This window comes from Microbacterium sp. zg.Y909, from assembly GCF_024626565.1.
In genome coordinates this window covers 53,475-73,605 of sequence record NZ_JANJFJ010000002.1, presented here as the reverse complement: position 1 = coordinate 73,605, position 20,131 = coordinate 53,475, and the positions used below count along the sequence as shown (strand labels likewise).

Sequence of the window (20,131 nt, the reverse complement as noted above, 5' to 3'; positions counted from 1 at the left end):
TGTGAGTCTAGGGAGTCGAGGGGCGGCCAAGCAAGCGCGCTATCCCGCGTAGTGCTGCTCCAGGCGCGCGGCGATCGCGTCCATCGTGAACTCCTCGCGCATGAGCGACCGCCCGCGCAGGCCGGCGGTGCGGGCCGCCTGCGGGTCCTGAAGGAGACCGCGCATCGCGTCGGTGAGCGAATCCAGACGGTCATCGATCACGGCGCCGGCGTCTGCTTTCGCCACGACGGGGGCGAGCCCGCACGTGTCGGTGACGACGACCGGAAGCCCTGCGGCCATGGCCTCCAGCACCGACATCGGATACGGCTCGTCGACAGACGGGAGCACATACCCGGTGGCCTCACGCATGCGCGCCGCGGTCCTCTCGGGGGCGAGGGGTCCTTCCCAGCGGATGCGGTCGGCGAACCCGGAGCGGGCGATCGCCTCGCGCACGGCGTCGCCCTCGCCCTCGTCGGGGCCCACCAGTGCGAAGGTGGCGTCGGGGAACTCGGGTGCGAGTCGGGTGGCCGCCTCGACGAAGAGCGCGGGCCGCTTGCGGGGAGCGAGCCGGGCGAGGTAGAGCAGATGCCCACCGGTGGTGCGGGGGTTCGCCTGCTCGGCCGGCGGCACCCCGTTGGGCAGGTCGACGAGGCGCGCCCGGTTACGACCGACACCGACGAGGGAACGACGCTCGCGTTCGGTCAGGTGTGTCACCGCGGTCGCAGCCTTCAACGCGGGGCGGGTGAGCATCGCGTCCAGTGGTGCGGCCAGCGGGTGCGACGATTCGTCGATCATGCCGTGGGTCTGCAAAAGCGTGCGTACACCCTGGCGCTGGGCAATGCGCGCGGCTGGAAGGGTCACCAAGTCGCGGGCGGCGTGGATGTGCACCACGTCGAAGTCGCGCGCGTTCTTCCGAACGGCGCGCCAGAGCGCAGGCGAGGCCAGACCGGCGAACCCCGTACCCGGCAGCAGGTTGCGCGCCGGGTACAGTCGCGCCGGGACCCCGTCGATCTGGTCCGGCACCACGTCGAATCCGCGTGCCGCCGCGCACAGCAGCACCTCGTGTCCCCGCGCGGCGAGCGCCTGCAGCTGATTGACGGCGACCCGCAACGGGCCACCGTACTCGCCGTGCGGGCTCACCAGGGTGACGACCGCCAGCACCCTCACCGCAGGTCCGCCGTCGTGGCGACGGGAGCGAGGACGGTCCGGTCGGCCGGCACGTCCTTCGTGACCAGCGCGGTCGCGCCGACGACGGCATCCTTGCCGACGTCCACTCCCCGCAGCACCGTCGCGCGGGCGGCGATCCAGGCGCCGTCGCCAATCGTGATCGGTGCGTTGTCGAACTCGAAGGTGGGGGATCGACGGTCGTGGCTGCCGGTGCACAGCAGCACCCCCTGGGAGATGCATACGTCGCTGCCGATGCGCACCGGCTCGAGATTCAGGATCCACACCCGCTCGCCGATCCAGGAGTGATCGCCGACGTCCAGCTTCCACGGCCAGTGGATGCGCACCCCCGAGCGGAGGTTGACCCCCATGCCGATGCGCGCACCGAACGCACGGAGCACCGTGACTCGTAGGCGAACGGGCACGAACCACGGCATGACGAGCATCGCGGATGCCACCTGCCACGCCACCTGCCAGGCGATACCCCGCCCCTTGTCGTATCCCGCGCCGGTGAATCCTGCCAGATGTCGCCTTGCCCCCATGGCGGTCATTGTACGCAGCCGCTGTCGACGACAGCGCGACGACCATGCGCTACGGTAGGCCCGAACGACGGCTGTCAGCTGGGGGATGCTGCGCCGGGACACGGGGGTGGGGGATGTCCGCTGTGCTGCGCGGAATGCGGAGAGTCGCGGGGGGAATGGGGCGGGTCTCCGGATTCGCGTCGTCGATCGTGCTGTTGGCGGCCGCTTCGCTGGCCGTCATACCGGCGATGATCCGCGCCGACGGCGAGGCGGCATGGGGGGCGATCGCCCTCGGCCAGTCGGTGGGCGCGATCGCGGCGGCGGCCATCGGCTACGGATGGGGCGTTTCCGGCCCGGCCCGCATCGCGGTGGCCGATGCGCCCGAGCGCCGCACCGAGTACATCGAGTCCGTTCGCGCCCGTCTGCTGCTGGTCGTGCCGGCTACGGCGCTCGCCGGAGGCGCTGCCGCACTGGTAGCCCCGGCCGCCCCGGGCCTCGCCGTTCTCGGCGCGATCACGGCTGCGTCAGTGGGTGTCTCGGCCAACTGGTACTTCGTGGGCGTGCGCCGGCCCTTCGCCATGCTCGCGCTCGAAACGGTGCCGCGCGTGCTGGGCACAGTCGTCGGCATCGTGCTGATGACCGCAGGAGCGGGCGCCGGCGTGGGGCTGTGCGCGATGCTCGGGGGAATGCTGATGGCCTTCGTGTGCTCGGGCGTCTGGGTCCTGGCCACGACCTGGTCTTCTCGCGCGGCATCGCCGCCTGCTGCGACGGTGTTCACCGTCCTGGCGCGGCAGCGCCATGGGCTCGCCACCGCGCTCGGGTCCGCCGTGTACATCGCGGCTCCACTGGTGATCGTCTCGCTCGTTGCTCCGTTCGCCCAGCCCGTGTTCGCCCTGGTGGACAAGCTCCAGCGGCAGGTCAGCGTGGCGCTGGTGCCGCTCGTGACGGTCGTGCAGGGATGGGTGCCGCAACGGCAGAGCAGCGACGGGGCGCAGCGAGCGCGGCAGGCGCTCACCGTGGGCGGTGTCGCCGCGGTGGTGCTCGGGGCAGGCGTCGTGGTGCTGGGGCCTTTCGTCCTGCAGTGGCTGGGGCAGGGGCGCATCGTGGTGGGCGCGGCGGTGGTGGCGCTCATGGGCGTGTACGTCGCCGTCAATTTCTTCGAGTCCCTCGTGGCCAAGGCGGTGCTGGCATCGCTCGGCCGCGTGCGCGTTGCCGGGCAGGCGACCATGATCAGCGCGGCGATCGGGCTGCCCCTGGTCGCGGTGGGAGCGATGGTCTGGGGGACGATTGGGGCGCTCATCGCCGTCGTTCTCGGGCTGGTGGCGCGCACCGCCGTCGAGGTCGTGGCGGCGGGGCGCGTCATCCGCGAGAACAGGGTCCCGGCCGTGACCGGGATCCAGGAGGAGATCGATGCGTGATCGAGTGCGAAGCGTGGCGCTTCTGATCATCTGGGTACTTCCCGCCTCCGGGGCCAAGAATGCGTTGCTGCGCGCCCTGGGTCATGCTGTCGACGCGCGGGCGACCGCGAGGTCGAACCTGGTGTGGCGTGTGGGCCGGTTCACCGTGGCGCCCGACGCGCGCGTCGGACGCTGGAATGTGTTCAAGAATCTCCGCGAGGTGCGTCTCGGTGAATCCGCGGCGATCGGACGGTGGAACCTCTTCTCCGCGCACCCGGTGTTCGTGCGGCTGCTGCCGGACGGGGCGTCGCTGCGTCTGGATTCGCACGCGAAGATCACCAGCCGACACCAGCTGGATTGCTCGGGGTCGGTGACGCTCGGCGCCTTCGCATCCCTTGCAGGGCATCAGAGCAGGGTGATGAGCCACAGTGTCGATCTGGCCCACGACGCGCAGGCGGCGTTTCCGGTCCGTATCGGGGAACGCTCGTTCGTCGGAACCCGCGTGCTGATCCTCGGCGGAGCTGTTCTCCCGGCGCGGTCGGTACTGGGCGCGGGCTCGGTTCTCGTGCGTTCGCGGGCCGCAGATCCGGAGCCCGGGCTGTGGGCTGGGGTCCCGGCGCGACACCGCGGTCCCGTCTCGGGAGCCTGGTTCGACCGCGAGCGGACATCCACGGGTGATGTCTGGCTCGCCGACACCGACACGATCGTTAAGGGCGTGGTGTGACGCGCCGCCGAGTCCCCCCGCGCACGGCGTCCCGGTGGTGGCAGCAGGAGTGGGGCGGTGCCCCCGTGTGGGCTGTCGCCGTGGCGGGACTCGCGGTCGCCGGACTGCTGATCGGGGCATACACCGCCCGCCCGGCAGTCGGTGCGGCAGCGCCGCAGAGCGCTCCTGTCGCACTGTTCCTGGGGGACTCCTACACAGCGGGTGCCGGCGCTTCTGATGACACGAAGGCCTGGGCGGCGGTGGTCGCTTCCGAGCGCGGATGGGTGGCGGAGAACCTGGCCCGGGGCGGAACCGGGTTCACCGGGTCCGTCGCGGGCGCGGCGGCACGGGCAGCGTGCGGACGCGAGGAATGTCCGTCGTTCGTACGGATGGCTGTTCAGGGTGCCGCGGTCGTGCCGGACATCGTCATCATCTCCGGTGGCCGCAATGACGCCGCGCTGAGCGACGCGGCCACCGAGCAGGGCATCCTTCAGCTGTTCGACGCCGTCGCCGGGACATATCCGGACAGCATGGTCTTCGTCACGAACGTGCTGTGGGACGACGAGGACCCGCCCGCTTCCGTTGCGGTGATGTCCACCCAGATCCAGCAGCATGCCGAGCGCGTCGGCGCCGTCTTCTTGGACCTCGGGCAGCCACTCGCCGGCGACGAGGCGTCGCTCGCGGCGGACGGCGTGCATCCGAACGATCTCGGCCACGCCAAAATCGCCGAGGCGCTCCTCGCGGCGCTTCCGTAGCCGTCAGCGCGCCGCCGGCGCGGCCGACAGGGACCTGAACCACTTCACCAGCAGGCCGGCGGTGATGGCGGTCGTCGCCGCGAGCAGCAACGTGTACGCGCCGAGGAACGTCATGGGTGCGCCCCACAGCGCGAAGCTCAGCGCCAGAATGCCGTAGTCCGCCGGCAGTAGCGCGACCGAGCGCAGCGTGGAGGGCGCGGCGGCCGATCCCGCCGCGGGCGGAGCCAACAACGAGTACAGCGTCAGCCCCGCGAACAGCACCACCGCCACGAACGCGTACGCCAGCGGGACCAGCAGCCACGCGGTCGGCACGCTGTCAGCGCGCCACAGGCCGATGAGCACAGCGGCGTGGACAGCGACCATCTTCCCCGCGTCCACCACGTGGTCGAGCCATTCGCCCGCGGGCGAGCTGCGCCCCGTGAGCCGCGCCACCTGGCCGTCGGCGGAATCCAGGGCGAAGCCCAACACGAGCAGCGCGGCAGCGATCAGTCCTGTTGCCGCCGAGGGTGCGGGGACCGCGAGAACGATCAGACCCACCCCGGTCACGAGTGCAGACAGCGCCGTCACGGCGTTCGGTCCCATCCCCGCCGCCGCCGATGCGGCGGCCAGCAGCCGCCCCAGCGGCCGATTCACCCATCGGGAGTAAAGCGAGACGCCTCGCTTGCCCTTCTGCGCACTCTGCAATGTGCGCAATGCATACGCGAATTCCATTGATGTCCCCTCCCCAGGCGACCTTGAGGTCGTAAGTCACTCTTTCAGATTCAGCCGCCGGCATGTACGCTCCGAAATAAGTTCAGTGCATTGCGCCTTGCCGCAAACGCTGGGCGCTGGGGAAAAGCGACGGGGGTCGCGATTCTGGGGGAGCACCCGCGAGGGTGCGCAACGTTCTGGGGACATCTTCGTGCGCACACGAATCACGGCGGCCTGCGCTGCCATCTTGGCCATGGTCATCGGCATGGGGGCGGCGCAGGTGCTGACACCGGCCAGCGCGCTGTCTCCGGGGGTGTCGTTCTCTGCCGAGAATCAGTCGACGTGGCAGACCAACGGGACGGTGTACGCACTCGGGGCGGCCAGCGGCAAGGTGATCGCCGGCGGCACCTTCTCGCAGATCCGGCCACCCGAGGGTCGCGCCGATGCCGTTCGCAGTCGCAACGCGTTGGCGATCTTCAACGCGGAGACGGGCGAGCCGGACAGCTGCCAGTTCGCGGTCTCGCTGTCCGGGGGAACCCCGACCGTGCGGGCGATCACGGCGAGCCCGGATGGCTCGACCGTCTACATCGGCGGAAACTTCTCCAACGTCGGCGGAGTCACGGTGTCGCGGGTGGCGGCGCTGAACGTGCAGACGTGCACCGTGCTGCCCTTCCGGGCGCCCAGCCCGTCGTCGACGGTCAGCGCGCTCACGCTCAAGGACTCCGTGCTGTACGTGGGCGGCCTGTTCAATTCCGTCGGCACCCAGGTCCGACGTTCCTACGCGGCCTTCGACGCGACCACGGGTGCGCTGCTCGACTGGGTCGCAGATGCGGTGCGCACCCGCACCGACCTGCCCCCGGAGGTGGGCCAGGGGCGGGCGATCGCGGTGTCGCCGGACGGTGCCAAGGTCGCCATCGGCGGCGACATGTTCGAGATCAACGGGCAGTACTCGCATTCCATCGCCCTCGTCAGCGGAGCCTCCGGCCCGACGGGTGCGGGCGGGACGGTGCTGCGCACCTACCCGCGGGGGTTCATCCCCGACACGTCGATCACCAAGGCGATCATCGACGGCGGCGACGGCAAGTTCTACATCGGCAATGAAGGCACGGGCTCCGGCGTCTTCGACGGCAAGGCGGCGTTCTCCTGGGAGACCGGCGACCAGGTCTGGCGCGACACCTGCCTGGGGGCGACCCAGGCACTCGTGATGTACGGCGGCACGCTGTACTCCGCCAGCCATGCGCACGACTGCAGCGGCATCAACGCGTTCAACGACGGCATCCGCCGCTACTTCATGGCGCAGAACCCCGACAGCATGGAGATCCTCGGCTGGCTGCCGCTCGGCAACGACGGCATCGGGGAGGGCATCGGCCCCCGCGCTCTGGTCGTGGCCACGGGCGCAACCACGGGGCAGCAGTTCCTCTGGTCCGGCGGCGACTTCACCCGTATCAACGGCGGCGGACAGCAGGGATTGACGCGCTTCGGACCGCAGGACACCGGCAACCCGCCCACGCCTTCCGCCAGCGCCCAGGCGATCAGCGACGGCGGCATTCAGGTGCGCTTCCGCAGCGTGGTGGATGCCGACGACAGCCACCTCACCTACCGCATCTACCGCAACAACTCCACGACCCCGATCTGGTCGGGTGTCTCACGCTCGCTGTGGTGGGAGCGGCCGCAGGTGACCTTCGTCGACCGTGACGTCAGGCCCGGGACGACCTACACGTACCGCGTCGAGGCGACCGACGGCACGAACACCTCGCCGAGGTCGTCGGCCGTGTCGGCGACCGCCCGCGGCGAGGCGACCGACTACGCGTCGCAGATCCGCGCGGGCGGGGCCTCCACCTACTGGGACGGCACCGTCCAAGGCAGCTGGGTGCAAGACGTCGCCGGGACCGAGACACGGGTGGATGCCACGCCGGCGATGCTCTTCGAGGGCGGCGCGGGCACCGGGGCCAGCGCGATCCCCGCCACCACCGGCTCTCTCAGCTTCGACGGCGTCGACGACTACGCCGTGACCGACCAGCTGCGCCTCGGGCCGAACGTGTACTCCCTCGAGATGTGGATCAACACCACGACCACCTCGGGTGGCAAGATGCTCGGATTCGGCACCGGCCGACCGCGCACCGGCTCGAACGCGCCCAGCCTCAGCGGCAGCTACGACCGTCATCTCTATATGCACAACGACGGGCGCATCTCGTTCGGGGTTTACACCGGGGGGGCGACGACGATCAGCTCGCCGCAGCCGCTCAACGACGGGCAGTGGCACCACGTGGTCGCGACGCAGGGCGCGAGCGGCATGGCGCTTTACGTAGACGGGCTGCGTGTGGCGGCCAACCCCACCACCAACGCGCAGGCGTACTGGGGTGTCTGGCGTGTGGGCGGCGATCAGCTCAACGGATGGCCGAACCGCCCCACGAGCAACTTCTTCAACGGACTCATCGACGAGGTCGCCATCTACTCCGGCGCGCTGCCCGCGGCCGACGTCGCCCGTCATTACCTGGCGGCCGGACGCGAGTTGGATCTCAACGATGCGCCGGCAGACGCATATGGCGCGGCAGTGTTCGCAGCCGACCCCAGCCTGTACTGGCGGTTCGATGAAACGGACGGCACGGTGCGCGACGCGTCGCTCTTCGGAACGGCCGACGGCGCCTACAACACCGGCGCCGTCAGCCAGGACACCGGCGTCGTGGCGGGACGCAGCGTGCGGGTCGCCGGCGACATATCGTCGACGGTGAGCATGACCCAGGCGACGGGTCCGAGCGCCGCGATGACCGGTGAGATCTGGTTCCAGACGACCAGCACGGCCGGGGGCAAGCTCTTCGGCTTCGAGAACACGCCTACCGGCAACGGCAACGCCTACGACAAGCACCTCTACATGACCGACCAGGGCCAGCTGGTGTGGGGCTCGTGGATCGGCTCCGCCGCCACCGTGCAGTCTCCGGCCTCGTACAACGACGGTCAGTGGCACCACGCGGCCACCGTGCTCGACGCATCCGGGCGCAAGCTCTACGTCGACGGCGAGCTCGTCGCCTCCAGTTCTGTGACCGGTGGCGAGACGGGCGCCGGTCTGTGGCGGGTCGGCGGGGGCAATCTCTCCGGCTGGCCGGGGCAGCCCAGCAGCTTCTACCTCGATGCCACGCTCGATGAGTTCGCGATCTACCCGGCAACGCTCGATGCCGACACGCTCCGCTCGCACTTCCTGACCGGAATGGACGACGACGTGGCGCCCACGGCGCCCACGGCGTTGGCAGCGACCACGACGGACGAGGGCGTGTCCGTGACATGGGCTGCCGCGCAGGATAACCGCGGCGTGGCGTCGTACTCGGTGTATCGCGGTGATTCCGCCGACTTCGCCGTCGGCGAAGACGCCCTGGTGGGACGCAGCACCGGCACCGCCTTCCTGGACACGTTCGCCATGCCGGGAACGACCTATTACAAGGTCACCGCTGTGGACGCGTCCGGGAACGTCGGCCCGTCGTCCGAGGCTGTCGCTGTGGCGATCGCCGACACCACCGCGCCGAGCGCTCCGAGCGAGGTCAGCGGGACGACGACCGGCAACGCCGCCGCAACGGTGACGTGGCGGGGGTCCGCCGACGATGTCGGCGTGGTCGCCTACGACGTGCATCGCGGCGCCGACGCCGACTTCACGCCGACGGTCCAGACGCTCGTGGGAGAAACGGAGACCTCGCCCTACGTCGACTCTCCGCTCACGCCTGGTACCTACCACTACAAGGTGATCGCACGCGATGCCGCGGGCAACGTGAGTGCGCCGTCGGATGCCGTCGAGGTGACGATCCTTGCGCCGGACACGACGGCACCGTCCGAGCCCGCCGGTGTGGAAGCCGCGGCGGACGGCGCCGATGTCTCGCTGTCGTGGCGCCCGTCCACCGACGATCGTGCGGTTGCCGGCTATGACGTGCACCGCTCCGCCCAGCCGGACTTCTCTCCGACGCCCGGGACACTGGTGGGCGGTACCGAGGGTACCCGCTTCGTCGACGAGGCGCTCGCACCCGGCACCTGGCATTACCGGGTCGTGGCGCGCGACGCCGCGGGCAATGCCGGCGCGCCGAGCGCCGTGGTGTCGGTGTCGGTGACCGATGTGACTGCGCCCACGGCACCGCGCAACCTCACCGGCACCGCCGAGGGAGATGACATCACCCTCGCGTGGGGGGCGGCGACGGACGACGTGGGGGTGCGCGGCTACGCCGTGCACCGTGGCACCACCGCGGACTTCGTCCCCAGCGCGCAGTCGCTGCTGGCCGAGGTGACCACCGCGTCGTACGTCGATGAGAATCGACCGGCGGGGACGAGTCACTACAAGGTGGTGGCCGTGGATGCCGCGGGCAACGTCAGCAGTCCGGCATCCGTTGCGGTGACGATCGCTGCCGCCGCGCCGGTGGTGGTGACGCTCAACGCGCTCGAGGACGCCATGGTGCTGCAGTCGATGCCGACGGCGAACTACGGTGCGAACACGCAGCTCTCCGCGCGTGGCGCAGCCCCGGGGCAACAGTCCTTCCTCTCGTTCGCGCTGCCGGCGGCTCCCGCCGGGACCTCGTTGAGCGCGGCCACGCTGCGCGTGCGCACGTCGACGGACGCGAGCGCCGGCTCTGTGGACTCCCATGCCATCGACCTGCTGACCGGCACGTGGAGCGAGGCGGCTGTGACGTGGAACACCCGCCCGACGGGCACTGGCACAGCGCTGGGAACGCTGCCGCCGGCGCCGGCCGTCAACACCGCATACACCGCGCAGCTCTCGCCGGGAGCCCTGTCCGGGGCGCTGGGCGGCACACGGACGCTGCGCCTTTCGGGGGCCGTGGGTACCGACAACGTGCGCCTGTGGTCGTCCGAGGCCGCGAACGCCGGATACCGGCCGGTGCTCGTGCTGGAGTTCACCCCGTTGTCCGGGCCCGACACGGTTTCGCCGACGGCGCCTGTGGGGGCACAGGCCACCGCGAGGGCGGATGCCGTGCAGATCACCTGGCAGGCCGCGGCCGACAACGTCGGCGTGGTGCGGTACGAGGTGTACCGGGGCGGCGCGGCAGGCTTCGCCGTGGGTCAGGCCTCGCGCATCGCGCAGGTCACCGACCTCGCGTACATCGACGGCGGACTGGCGCCGGGCGCCTACCACTACCGAGTGGTGGCCTTCGACGCTGCAGGTAACGCCGGTCCGGCGTCTGACGAGGTGTCGGCGACCGTTTCCGCTCCCGACACCACCGCGCCCACGACGCCTGGCGTTCCGACGGCGAGGGTCACGGGCGCCGGTGTGCAGCTTGACTGGGCGGCGTCCTCCGACGACATCGCGGTCACCGGCTACACGGTGCACCGAGGTGCCTCTGCGGACTTCGTCGCTGATGCGAGCAGCCGCATCGCCGAGACGGCCAGCGCCGCCCACGCCGATTCCGGTCTCGCGCCGGGTACGTACTTCTACAAAGTGGTCGCGCGCGACGCAGCGGGGAATCTCAGCGCACCGACGGCAGCGGTGTCGGCCGTGGTCGTCGCCCAGCCGCAGACCGTGACGACGACCGTGCCGGTGCAGGCGGATGCCGCAGTGTATGCCACGCAGCCGACGCAGAACTTCGGAGCCAACAACCAGTTGGCGTCCCGGGGTGACTCGGGACAGCAGAGCCTGTTGCGGCTGACGGTGCCGGAGCTTCCTGCGGGAGCATCGTTCAGCTCGGTGCAGCTGAACTACCGCACGACGACCGATCCGACGGCGGCCTCCGCGACGGCGCACGAAGTCTTCCTGATGAACGGCGACTGGACCGAGAACACGGTCACGTGGAACACACGTCCGACGCAGACCGCGGGCGCCACCGCGCTGGGCACTCTCACCGGCGCGACCGCGCTCAACACGTCCTACAGCGTGGCGCTGAACGCGGCCCAGCTGGGGGCGCTCTCGGGTCAGACGGTCACGATCCGCATTGCGACCGCCACCGCGGACAACCTGCGGATCTTCTCCCGGGAAGCGACCACAGCCGCGCACCGACCGACGCTCACCTTCACCTACGTGACCGGCTGACGCCGGGTCGGCACAGGCCGCCGCCCACCAAGCAAGAACCCCTTCGCCGAAGCGAAGGGGTTCTTGCTTGGTGCGGTCAGATCGCAGAGTGGGTATCAGTCGCCGCGGCGAGGGCCTCGCCGGGGACGATCTCCTGGCGGGCTCGCTCGGGCCGCGCGGCGTCGAGAGTCCGCGCGAGCACGTTCTCGAATTCGCTGATGGCGGCCTCGGCCGTCAAGAGTCGATCGCGGTAGGCCCTCGCCGCCTTGCCGTGGCGAGCGGCCCGCACGGGGTCCGCGCAGATGGCCTCCGCGGCGGCGACCAGCGCCACAGGATCTCCGGCGGGCACGATCGGTCCGGCGTCGGCGGCGTCGATTTCGCCGTATGTCGTGCTCGACAGATCGACAGCGGCGATGACCGGCAAACCGGTGGCGAAGTAGGTGGTCAGCTTGCTCGGCACCGACATCTCGGTGAGCCCGGGACGCTCGTTCACCAGTAGGGCGTCGGCGGCCGACAGCGCAGCGTAGAACTCGTCGTCCGGCAGTGGGTCGATGAAGGTCACCGCGTCCGATCCCGGTGCCGCCTGCAACGCCGCCCGTTGGCTGCCGTCGCCCAGCAGCACGAACCGCACCGCCGACCCCGAGGCGGCGCCGATCCGCGCCGCCTCGATCACATTCTCGAGGCCCTGCTTGGCTCCCATCGCGCCGGCGTGCAGCACGATCATCTCGTCGTCGGCCCAGCCGAGGCGTCTGCGCGTCTCGGCACGGTGCCGCCCGTCCATATCGGGTACGTGCGACCAGTTGCGGACGACGTCGATGGGCTGAGTCACGCCCAGATCGTCGCGCATCATGCGGCGGAAGCGATGGTGGATCACCACCACGCGCTGCGAGGACTGCGCGAGATCCCGTTCGATCGCGGCGATCGCCCGCGCCCCGGTGCCGCCGCCGGTCTCCGTCACGCCGAGCGCGTAGATGTCCTGCACCCAGGTGATCACCGGGATGCGCTGCATGCGCGCGCGAAGGGCGACCAGGCGTGAAGCGAGCAGAGCCGGCGACACCGCCACAATGGCATCCGGACGCCCCCAATGGCTGCACACGGCGCGCACCCCGAAGGCGACTTCGAACAGCGCGCGGCGCAGACTGTCGGGGTGGCGCGGGATGTAGTGCCGCAGTCGCCTCAGCCGCACACCGCGCACGTCCGAGACGGCGGGCAGCGAGTCGTGCTCAGCGGGCACCGTCCACCATGGGTAATGCGGATAGGACGTCAGCGCCCCCACTTTCCACCCTCGGGCAGCCAGTCCTTCGGCCATGCCCGTCGTATAGGGACTGATGCCGGTCGGCTCGGGTGCGTAGTTGATTCCCACGAACAGCACGCTGCCCCGCTGATGCGGGTCGCGCTCGCGGCCGAGCATCAGTACGCCCCCACCGGGCGGAACATGACTTTCACGGTGCGCCACATGATGGTGAGGTCGAGTGCGACCGACCAGTTCTCCACGTAGCGCAGGTCGAGCGTCACGCTCTCCTCCCAGGAGAGGTCGCTGCGTCCGCTCACCTGCCACAGCCCCGTGATGCCGGGCTTGATGTACAGACGGCGGAAGACGCGTCCTTCGTAGTTGCGCACCTCTGAAGGCAGCGGCGGACGAGGACCGGAGATGCTCATATCGCCTTTGAGGACGTTGAAGAACTGCGGCAGCTCATCCAGCGAGTATTTGCGCAGCACCTTGCCCACGCGGGTGACCCGCGGGTCCGACTTCATCTTGAACATCACGCCGGCGCCCTGATTGGCGGTGAGCAGCTCGTCGAGTTCCTGCTCGGCTGTGTCCGACATGGAGCGGAACTTGTACATGGTGAACTCGTGGCCGTCGCGACCCACACGCTGCTGCCGGAAGAACACCGGGCCGCGCGAGTCCAGACGGATCGCGAGCGCGATGAACGGCGTGATCAGAGCCACGGCCACGCACGCAGCAGAGCTGACGGACAGGTCCAACAGCCGCTTCAAGGTATGGGCGGGGCCTTCGAACACCGGCACCTTCACGTGGATCAAGGGCAGCCCGTCGATGGGGCTCAGCCTGATGCGCGGGCCCGCGATATCGGCGATGCGGCTGGAGAGGATCAGTTCGGCGGCGGTGCCTTCGAGCTGCCAGCTGAGGGTGCGCACGAACTGCGGGTCGTCGTCGGGCATGCTGGCGATGACGATGGTGTCGGCGCGCTCCTCACGGGCCGCCAGCGCGATGTCTTCACTGGGCATGACTCGGAACATCCGGTCGCCGAGGACGATCGGCCCGCGGTCGGGTCCATCGGTGAGGACGACGCCGGCGATGAGGTAGTTGTCGGTGCCCGCGGCAAGCTGGCCGATGACGAACTCGACATCGCGTCGGCGCCCCACGACGAGGGTGCGCGCGGTGTAGGCGCCATTGCGACGTTGCTGTCGCAGCCAGGTGCGCCAGCGCCACCGGGCCAGCAGCAGCGTGACCAGCCCGACGGGCAGCGCCATGAGCACCTGGCCACGCAGTCCCGTCCACTGGACGACCTCGAACACCAGTGCCAGCACGCCGAACGCAACGCCGGTGGCGTTGGCGACGCGCTTGTACTCCGCCGACCCGGACCCCATGACCCGCGCTTCGTGCGCGCCGAACAAGCCGAGCGTCAGCAGCCAGACCGCGACCGTCGCCGCGGCCACGAGCGCGGCATGCAGCGGCGTCAAGGCGCTGGGCGCGCCCGCCGGGAGCTGCGTCTGGGCGATGGCTGAAGCCGACACCGCGGCGATGATCACCGCGGTGTCGGTCAGCCACAGCCGCAGGACCTGACTGCGCTCACGCTGTCGCCGAAGCTGCAGGCTCGGCTGGCGACGCGGCGACCGGGCAGGCTGGCCCGAGTCATCGACGTCGCTGGATGCGGCTGAGCGCCCATCCAGCGAGGTCACCGCGTAGCCGCCTTGATCGCCGGCGCAAATATGACGAATGTGATTTTGGCGCGCATGAATGCTCCCCCCCAAAGGAACAATGTGGCCCCCAGGCCGCTTCCCCAAATGAGAGCACGTCCCCAGACGTGCTTCCTCCCCAATTCATACACCACCTCGGGGGCTGAGGGAAGGCGCATTCCTCCCGGGGGCTCGTCGGAGATGCCGCTTTCCTTTTCTGGCGGCGGCGGTGTACTGTCAACGTCAGTCGGCCTGGGGATTGCCGACTCTTGGGGAAATCGCGTCACCCGGGTGGGGCCGGGAGCGTGTGACATGCGTTTTTGGGGGGCGCCATGACACAGCGGATCGGCTATGCCGCGGGAGCGTTCGACTTGTTCCACGTCGGACATCTGAACATCCTTCGGCATGCGCGCGAGCAGTGCGATCACCTCATCGCCGGGGTGGTGAGCGACGAGATGCTGCGGGAAACCAAGGGCTTGACGTCGTTCATCCCCACGGCGGAGCGAGCGGAGATCGTCCAGCACGTCGACTATGTCGATGAGGTGCACATCGAGACGATCCCGGACAAGCTGCAGACGTGGCAGGAGCTGCGCTTCACGCACTTCTTCAAGGGTGATGACTGGCGAGGCACTCCGAAAGGCGAGGTGCTCGAGCGCGAGTTCGCGGCGGTGGGTGTCGAGGTGATCTATTTCCCGTACACCGCTCACACCTCCAGTACCCAGTTGCGCCAGGCGCTCGACGCTGCGATTCGCATGGCGGAAGCCCTGCGCGAGCCGGCCTAGCCTTCGCGCGACGTATGCGTGTCCGCGGCTTCGGTCCGTGCGCCCCCCGCCGTGACGTCGTCGATCAGCGCCCGCGCTCGGGCGACGGATGAACCGCCGGCGCGGCCGGCGCGGAGCAGCGCGCGGGGGATGAGCACGAAGGACATGCCGAGGATGAGCGCCACGGCGAGAGGGGTCAGCAGTGCATTGAGCCCAGCGGCGAGTGCGTAGACAGTTACGGCGGCGAACGGATACAGGGTCGCCATGATCGCGCGCACGGCGCCCGTCGACCCGGAGGAGAGGGTCCCGGGTGAGCTGGCGCCGGAAAGCACCAGCGAAACCAGCCAGAGCCCGGCCAGCACCGTGGTGAGGACAGCGAGCGAACTCGGGGTGATGACGCCGGTCCAGGCGACCAAGCCCATGGCCGCGAGCGCGGCGGTCGCCACGGCGACCGCACAGACGTCCGTCCAGCGCAGGGTGCGCGCGGTTCGTGGGGGGCTCACATCGGTCCTTCGGCGTTCGGGGGGGGGGTACTTCCTCGGCACGCCCAGCGACATCCCCCCCCCGCGGCATCCTCGCCTCAGGCGATGGATGCCGCGGGGCGCCTACCGGGTCAGCCCAGCGGCGGGTAGAGCGCCGGCGCGGTGCGGTGGTGCGTCGCCTGCTCGAAGGCGTAGGCGAGCCCCAGCAGCGTGCCCTCGGCGAAGTCGCGACCGAGGAACTCGATGTTGACGTTGGCGCCGGGGATCTGCTCGCCCGCGATGGCCTGTCCCATCGGCACCGTCACCGACGGCATGCCGGTGTTGGGGCTGAGGCGCAGGTTGGTGCTGTGGGTGCCGTAGGGCGTGCCCGAGGGGTAGACCAGGGCGTCGAGGTCCATCGAGTCGAGCATGCCGGTGACGAGCGTCTTGCCGTCGGCGAGCACGGTGGTGTGCGTGCCGTTGGGGCCCGCCCACGCCTGGTACGTCTCCTCGGTGATCGCGTTGCGCTGCTCGTAGCTGCGGCGGCGCTCGGGCACGAACTTGCCGCCCTCGAGGATCGCGTCGAGGCTGCGCGAGGTGACGTCGGAGCTCAGGTGGGTGGCGATGTACTCGTTGAGGTCGCGCTTGAACTCGTTGGTGCTGCCGCTGCCCTCGCGCAGCACGGTGTTCAAAGCGTCGGAGGTGGGCACCTCCACGACCTCGGCACCGAGCTGTTCGAACTGCGCCTTGGTCTCGGCCCAGAGGCGCGCCGTGGTCGGGTCGGTCGGGATCATCGACGCGACGTACCCGATGCGGGCGCCATCGAGCGCGTTGGTGGCGAGCAGCTGCGTGTACGAGGCCGGCACGAGTCCCTGCTGCCGCGAGGTGGCGGCATCCGCTTCGTCGATGCCGACGACCGCGTCCAGCGCCACCGCCGCGTCGAGGACGCTGCGGGTCATGGGGCCGCCGGTGTCCTGGCTGAGCGCGAGCGGAACGATGCCGTCGCGGCTGGCCAGCCCCACCGTCGGACGCACGCCGACGAGCTGGTTGTATGAGGAGGGCACGCGGATCGATCCGCCGGTGTCGGTGCCGAAGCCGATGCCGGCCAGGTTCGCCGAGATCGCGGCGCCCGTGCCGCCGCTGGAACCGCCCGCAGTGCGCGTCGTGGCGTAGGGGCTTGCCACGTAGGTGCGCTCGCCGGCCGGCTGGAACGACGAGAACTGCGATTCGAAACCGAACGCGAACTCGTCGAGGCTTGCCTTGGCCAGGATGACGGCGCCAGCGTCGCGGAGACCCGCGACCATGAATGCGTCGGTGGCGGTCTGGTTGTCGTCCCAGCATCCGCAGCCGGCGGTGGTGACCATGTCGACCGTGTTGTAGTTGTCCTTCACCGCGACCGGCACACCCAGCAGCATGCTCGTCATGCCGTCGGCGGCGCGCACCGCGTCGGCCGCGGCCGCAGCCTCGAGCGCCGTGGCTTCGCCGACCGTGATGATCGAGTTGAGTGGGCGTCCGTCGGCGGCGGGGTCGATCTTGACGTCGTCATATGCCGCGATGCGGTCGATATAGGTCTGGGTGATCTCGACCGAGGTCGTGACCCCGGCGTTCATGGCAGCCTGCATGTCGAGCACCGAGGCCTCGACGAGCTCGAACGGGCCGTCGTCGTAGATCATCCGCTGCGCGAGGTCGGCGAGGTCCGCGACCGTGATGGTGCCGTCGGCGTTCGTATCGATGACGGCGACCTCAGCCCAGCCCTCCGCGCCGCTCGTGAGTCCGAGGGCGGATGCCGCGACGTCGAGGTCGGCGGTGGTCACCTGGCTGTCGTCGGTGAGGTCGAGCTCCGTGAAGTACGGCGCCAGCAGCGGCGCCGTACTCGGGGCGACGGCGGATGCCGGCAGGCTCACGCCCATGGCGCCGACGGTGCCCAGCACGGCGGCGGTGGCGAGCACTCCGCGTGTGCGCTTGGTGTTCATGTTTCCCTTCCGATGGTTGACCCCCCGGTCGTTGGCTTTCCGGTCGTCGAGCGAGGGCGCTGTGCGCCCGAGACGAAACGCCACACCCGCAGTCACAGCGCGACCTCCCCACGGCGACGCCGCACCATCAGCACCACGCCGAGCGCGAGCAGGGCGATGCCCGCGGCGCCCGCGACGATCCACATCACGATGTCGCCACCGGTGCCCGCCAGCGACCCTGCCGCGCTGTCGGCGGGGTCGGATGCCGCGCCATCGGCTGCGCCCGCGCCCGCGGCCGGCATCCCGGCGCTCGGGGTGCCTGGAGAGCCCGGAGTGCCCGGAGCGCCCGGAGCGGGGGTGGGAGTGGGCGTCACCGGTGCCGCGGCGATCTCGACCGTCGCGGTCACGGGCTGCGGCAGCGACTGCGCCGCGCTCGCCGAGTCGAGGAAAGTGGCGGCGTCGAGGCTGATCGTCGCCGCGCCCGAGGTGAGGGCGGTGAACGAGAAGGTGACGAGGTCGTGCGGTCCGGTCAGCCCGGGCGAGGTGCCGAGGCGTGTGCTCGTGAACGTGACGGTGCCGGGCGATTCGGTGGCCGCGCCGTATCCGCCGGTGGGATAGGTTTCGCTGCCCGGGGCGAAGGCCAGCAGGGCGGGGTCGTACCCGAGCGTGAGGTCGTAGGCGAAGAGGTCGGCACCGGCGTCGGCGGCGACCGTCACGGTGACGGTGTCGCCCGCGGTGGCCGCCCCGGGGGTGGTGACGGTGACGCCGGTGGCCGCGTGGGCGGCGGGAGCCACGGCGAGCGAGCCGCCGAAGACCGCGAGGGCCGCGGTCAGTAGCGCGAGCGCTCGGGTTCGTGCGCGACGTGGTCGCGCGGGGAGGGTGGTTTCAGGCATGCGAAAGCAGGTCCTTCCTCGGTGGAGGACTGCCGACGCACGCACGCGGCGCTTGTCGCGCCGGCGCGTCCCTAGGGGGTTGTCAGGACTCTTTCAGTGCCAGATTTCGCGGTCGTTTCCGCGTGTTTCGCCGGGTTGTCGTCCCGCGGTCGTTGAGCGAGCGAAGCGTGACGAAACGCCCGTCCCTACGGCCGACCCATGCCGCGGTACTCCCACCCGGCGGCGCGCCAGGCGGTGGCGTCGAGGCAGTTGCGGCCGTCGATGATCACGCGGCCGGTGACGAGCGATGCGGCGTGCTCGGGAGACAGCTGGCGACGGTATTCGTCCCATTCGGTGACGACGATGACAGCGTCGGCGCCACGGAGGGCTTCGTCGCGGTCTTCGACGTAGTTCAGCTGCGGGTGCCGGTTGCGGGCGTTGTCGATGGCTTCGGGGTCGGTGACGGTGACCCAGGCGCCCAGACCGTGCAGGCGCACGGCGACGTCGAGGGCGGGGGAGTCGCGGATGTCGTCGGAGTGGGGTTTGAACGCCGCCCCCAGCACGGTGACGTTCTTCTTGAACACCGACCCGCCGAGGGATTGCACGACGAGGTCGACGGCGCGGTCGCGGCGGCGCATGTTGATCGCGTCCATCTCACGCAGGAACGTGACGGATTCGCCGCGGCCGAGTTCTTCGGCGCGGGCGGCGAACGCGCGGATGTCTTTGGGGAGGCACCCGCCGCCGAATCCGATGCCGGCGCCGAGGAAGCGGCGGCCGATGCGGGCGTCGTGGCCGATGGCGTCGGCGAGGGTGGTGACGTCGGCGCCGGTGACTTCGGCGATCTCGGCCATCGCGTTGATGAAGCTGATCTTGGTGGCCAGGAACGCGTTGGCGGCGACCTTGACGAGCTCGGCGGTGGCGTAGTCGGTGACGATGAACGGGGTGCCCTTGGTCACCGACGGGTGGTACACCTCCCGCAGCAGATCCGCGGCGCGTTCCCCGTCGGGACCTGCGGGGACGCCGGCGACGAGCCGGTCGGGGTCGATGGTGTCCTTCACCGCGAACCCTTCGCGCAGGAACTCCGGGTTCCACACCAGCGTCGCCCCCGTCGGCGTGACACGCTCCGCGAGGGTCGCGGCGGTGCCCACCGGGACGGTGGACTTGCCGGCGACGATGTCGCCGGGGGAGAGGTGGGGGATCAGGGCGTCGACGGCGGCGTTGACGTAGGTGAGGTCGGCGGCGTATCCGTCCTTCTGCTGCGGGGTGCCGACACCGATGAAGTGCACGGTCGCGCCGTGGGCCTGGGCCATGTCGGTGGTGAACCGCAACCGCCCCGACACGATCCCCTCGGTCAGCAGCGCCTGCAGCTCCGGCTCGAAGAACGGCGCCTCGCCGGCAGACAGCGATTCGATCTTGCGCGCGTCGACATCGACCCCGACCACCTCATGGCCGATCGACACCATCGCCGCGGCGTGGACCGCACCGAGGTAACCGCAGCCGATGACAGACAGACGCATGGGGCTCCTCAGTACGGGTGCGGTGGTAGCGAGGGGGTGCCGGATGCTGCCCTCTCGACACTCCTTTCCTACCAGAGTGGCGCTCAACTGACCGACCAGACGAAACCCGAGACTGTGATTCCACCACCAAGTCGAGTGACGGCGCTGGAGGGCGTCGATCGGAGTTGGGGTTCGTCGTCATATTGACTCGTTGAACCGCGGAGCGTTACGCCGAAAAGGCAAGCGAGCGGCTAAGCGGAATCTTTCTGCTCGCCGAAATGCTCGATGGAACGATAATCTGACTCGCTCCAATATGCTTGCTGATCATGGCGACCACGGACCCCGCACCCGGGCTAACTGACTGGGGTGACGTGGTCCCGCGCACACGTCGGTCCTCGATCTTCGGCCGCGGGTGCGGCGAGGCAAAGTCCGCGCATGGCGCATTGGCAGCGCGTGCTGGGTCGAG

Annotated in this window: 14 protein-coding genes; 5 read left to right on the top strand and 9 right to left on the bottom strand. The window is 70.0% G+C overall.

The genetic code is table 11. From position 1 onward, the window contains the following. Positions 1–39: 39 nt before the first annotated feature. Together NQ160_RS00325 and NQ160_RS00320 are read right to left on the bottom strand one after the other, a co-directional pair. Positions 40–1,146 (bottom strand): glycosyltransferase, encoded by a 1,107-nt coding sequence (locus NQ160_RS00325; protein WP_257513230.1) that lies wholly within the window; start codon positions 1,144–1,146, stop codon positions 40–42. After that, on the bottom strand, positions 1,143–1,685 hold the full coding sequence (locus NQ160_RS00320; RefSeq protein ID WP_257513229.1) for a DapH/DapD/GlmU-related protein: 543 nt from the start codon (positions 1,683–1,685) through the stop codon (positions 1,143–1,145). Before NQ160_RS00320 ends, NQ160_RS00325 begins: the two co-directional genes overlap by 4 nt. Positions 1,686–1,840: 155 nt before the next feature. On the opposite strand from NQ160_RS00320, the gene NQ160_RS00315 reads away from it, so the two are divergent. Genes NQ160_RS00315 through NQ160_RS00305 form a run of 3 tightly spaced genes read left to right on the top strand, consistent with a single transcriptional unit; the run spans position 1,841 to position 4,519 of the window. Next, positions 1,841–3,082 carry a hypothetical protein gene (locus tag NQ160_RS00315; protein WP_257513228.1) on the top strand — a complete coding sequence of 414 codons (1,242 nt, stop codon included), beginning with the start codon at positions 1,841–1,843 and terminating at the stop codon, positions 3,080–3,082. 13 nt (positions 3,083–3,095) lie between these two features. After that, positions 3,096–3,785, top strand: coding sequence for an acyltransferase (locus NQ160_RS00310; protein WP_257513227.1), 690 nt, complete (start codon positions 3,096–3,098; stop codon positions 3,783–3,785). After that, a complete protein-coding gene (locus tag NQ160_RS00305; protein WP_257513226.1) occupies positions 3,782–4,519 on the top strand; it encodes an SGNH/GDSL hydrolase family protein in 738 nt (245 codons plus the stop codon). Before NQ160_RS00310 ends, NQ160_RS00305 begins: the two co-directional genes overlap by 4 nt. A gap of 3 nt (positions 4,520–4,522) precedes the next feature. Here NQ160_RS00305 and NQ160_RS00300 read toward each other — a convergent pair whose 3' ends face one another. Next, positions 4,523–5,230 (bottom strand): CDP-alcohol phosphatidyltransferase family protein, encoded by a 708-nt coding sequence (locus NQ160_RS00300; RefSeq protein ID WP_257513225.1) that lies wholly within the window; start codon positions 5,228–5,230, stop codon positions 4,523–4,525. Positions 5,231–5,420: 190 nt separating this feature from the next. Here NQ160_RS00300 and NQ160_RS00295 point away from each other — a divergent pair, with 190 nt between their 5' ends. Further along, on the top strand, positions 5,421–11,225 hold the full coding sequence (locus NQ160_RS00295; RefSeq protein WP_257513224.1) for a LamG-like jellyroll fold domain-containing protein: 5,805 nt from the start codon (positions 5,421–5,423) through the stop codon (positions 11,223–11,225). Between the two features lie 76 nt (positions 11,226–11,301). Here NQ160_RS00295 and NQ160_RS00290 read toward each other — a convergent pair whose 3' ends face one another. Continuing rightward, positions 11,302–12,615, bottom strand: coding sequence for a glycosyltransferase (locus NQ160_RS00290; RefSeq protein ID WP_257513223.1), 1,314 nt, complete (start codon positions 12,613–12,615; stop codon positions 11,302–11,304). After that, entirely contained in the window at positions 12,615–14,126 is a 1,512-nt protein-coding gene (locus NQ160_RS00285; RefSeq protein ID WP_257513222.1) for a sugar transferase, read from the bottom strand. Before NQ160_RS00285 ends, NQ160_RS00290 begins: the two co-directional genes overlap by 1 nt. A gap of 329 nt (positions 14,127–14,455) precedes the next feature. Between NQ160_RS00285 and NQ160_RS00280 the strand changes: the two genes are divergently transcribed. After that, entirely contained in the window at positions 14,456–14,905 is a 450-nt protein-coding gene (locus NQ160_RS00280) for an adenylyltransferase/cytidyltransferase family protein (protein WP_257513221.1), read from the top strand. On the opposite strand, the gene NQ160_RS00275 is transcribed toward NQ160_RS00280, so the two are convergent. The 4 genes from NQ160_RS00275 to NQ160_RS00260 all read right to left on the bottom strand — a co-directional run bounded on the left by NQ160_RS00275 (position 14,902) and on the right by NQ160_RS00260 (position 19,686). Further along, entirely contained in the window at positions 14,902–15,387 is a 486-nt protein-coding gene (locus NQ160_RS00275) for a hypothetical protein (RefSeq protein ID WP_257513220.1), read from the bottom strand. The two genes, NQ160_RS00280 and NQ160_RS00275, sit on opposite strands and share 4 nt — an antisense overlap. A gap of 110 nt (positions 15,388–15,497) precedes the next feature. Continuing rightward, a complete protein-coding gene (locus tag NQ160_RS00270; protein ID WP_257513219.1) occupies positions 15,498–17,318 on the bottom strand; it encodes an amidase family protein in 1,821 nt (606 codons plus the stop codon). 92 nt (positions 17,319–17,410) lie between these two features. Next, complete coding sequence (locus NQ160_RS00265; protein ID WP_257513218.1) at positions 17,411–18,190, bottom strand: cohesin domain-containing protein; 780 nt, start codon at positions 18,188–18,190, stop codon at positions 17,411–17,413. Between the two features lie 185 nt (positions 18,191–18,375). Continuing rightward, positions 18,376–19,686: a UDP-glucose dehydrogenase family protein gene (locus tag NQ160_RS00260; protein ID WP_257513217.1), complete on the bottom strand. Its 1,311-nt coding sequence runs from the start codon at positions 19,684–19,686 to the stop codon at positions 18,376–18,378. Between the last annotated feature and the right edge of the window lie 445 nt (positions 19,687–20,131).